Below are 1,789 nucleotides of genomic sequence, written 5' to 3'. Positions count from 1 at the left end.
ATACGTTAAGCATTGCTGCAGATGCAGTAATTTTCCCTTGAGTCATAGTAATAACTCTCCTTCAAATATTTTTAAATCTACTAAAAAAGGTTTCATATAGTTTTTGAAAACGTTTCAGTAAATTTTTACATTACTAATTTACCACATTTAGTTCGACTTTTCTAAGAATCTGCTCAGAAGTTTTTATTCTCTATTACAGTACAGTTTGAAAACGTTTTTAGTTTCTGTTTTATAATACTCAATGAAAATCAAAGAGCAAACTAGAAAGCTAGCCGCAGGTTGCTCAAAGCACAGCTTTGAGGTTGCAGATAAAGCTGACGTGATTTGAAGAGATTTTCGAAGAGTATTAAAAGCGAGCAAGCCCGCTTTTAGTCTATTTTACTAAAGTTTAACAGAAGGGAACTGATCAGAACGGATACAGAACTAAAGGCCATGGCTAGACCTGCCAGTTCTGGATTGAGGGCCAGTCCAACACCTGAAAAGACTCCTGCTGCAATCGGAATTCCGGCGACATTGTAGATAAAGGCCCAGAAAAGATTGAGCAGAATTCGATTAAAGGTTTTCTTACTCATGTCAAAGGCACGCACCACTCCTAGGAGGTTATTAGTTGTCAACACCAAATCTGCTGACTCGATGGCAATATCTGTTCCAGCTCCCATAGCAATCCCCACATCTGCTACACTGAGGGCAGGAGCGTCATTGATACCATCACCAACAAAGGCTACTTTTCCAGTCGCTTGTAGTTTATGGATTTCATGGGCTTTTTCTTCTGGTAAGACACCTGCAATGACCTCTTCGATTCCGATCTGATCTGCAATAGCACGCGCCACTCCTGCATTGTCTCCTGTCAGCATGACTGTTTTAAGACCTCGTTTTTTCAACTGACTGATGGCAAGCTTAGCATTTTCCTTAGGAATATCTTGCAGAGCAAGCAAGCCTTTAATTTCATTGTCCACAGCCAAGAACACAACTGTCTTAGCTTCTTTTTCCAGTTCTTCTAGTTTTTCCTGATAAATGCTAGAAATGTTCATGCCATCCAGCATTTTAGCATTTCCAAGCAAAACTTGTTTTCCATTGATTTGCCCTGAGACACCTTTTCCGTGCAAGGCTTGGAAATTTTCAACAGTTTGAAACTCAAGTCCAGCTTCACTCGCTCGTTTCACAACGGCTTCAGCCAGTGGGTGTTGAGAAGCTTCTTCCAAGGAAGCTGCCAATCCAAGCACTTCTACTTCGTCGCCGATGATATCTGTGACCACAGGTTTCCCTTCCGTCAAAGTCCCGGTCTTATCAAAGACGATAGTTTGAACTTTCTGGATTTCCTGTAGAACCGTTCCATTTTTGAGGAGAACTCCCATCTTGGCACTGCGTCCTGTCCCCACCATAAGGGCTGTCGGTGTTGCAAGACCCAAGGCACAAGGGCAGGCAATAATCAAAACAGCCACCCCATAGAGAAGAGAAGAGACAAAACTCGCTCCAAGCACGACTACACTATCCCTGAGCAAGACGAACCAAACCCAAAAGGTCACAATCCCTAAAATGACAACTGCTGGGACAAAAATGCCTGAAATTTTATCCGTCAAGTCCTGAATCGGAGCACGACTTGTCTGAGCTTTCTTCACAAAATCCACAATCTGAGCCAAAACAGTCTCTGAACCAACTTTTTCTGCTCTAAAAACAAGTGTTCCACTATTATTAATGGTTGAACCAATGACGGTATCTCCAACTGTCTTGTCCACAGGCAGACTCTCACCTGTCACCATAGACTCATCAATACTGGAGACACCTTCCA

At 42.4% G+C, this 1,789-nt stretch carries 1 protein-coding gene; it reads right to left on the bottom strand.

Annotated elements, in window-relative coordinates; translation table 11 throughout:
- Window positions 1–368: 368 nt before the first annotated feature.
- Window positions 369–1,789: heavy metal translocating P-type ATPase (locus SMIDD26_RS12800; protein ID WP_246746911.1), on the bottom strand; the 1,421-nt coding region annotated here is incomplete at its 5' end.

Origin of the sequence: Streptococcus mitis (assembly GCF_001579035.1) — a bacterium.
Classification (GTDB): Bacteria; Bacillota; Bacilli; order Lactobacillales; family Streptococcaceae; genus Streptococcus; species Streptococcus mitis_J.
Note: the sequence above shows the minus strand (reverse complement) of the source record. Positions and strands in the feature narration are given on the sequence as shown.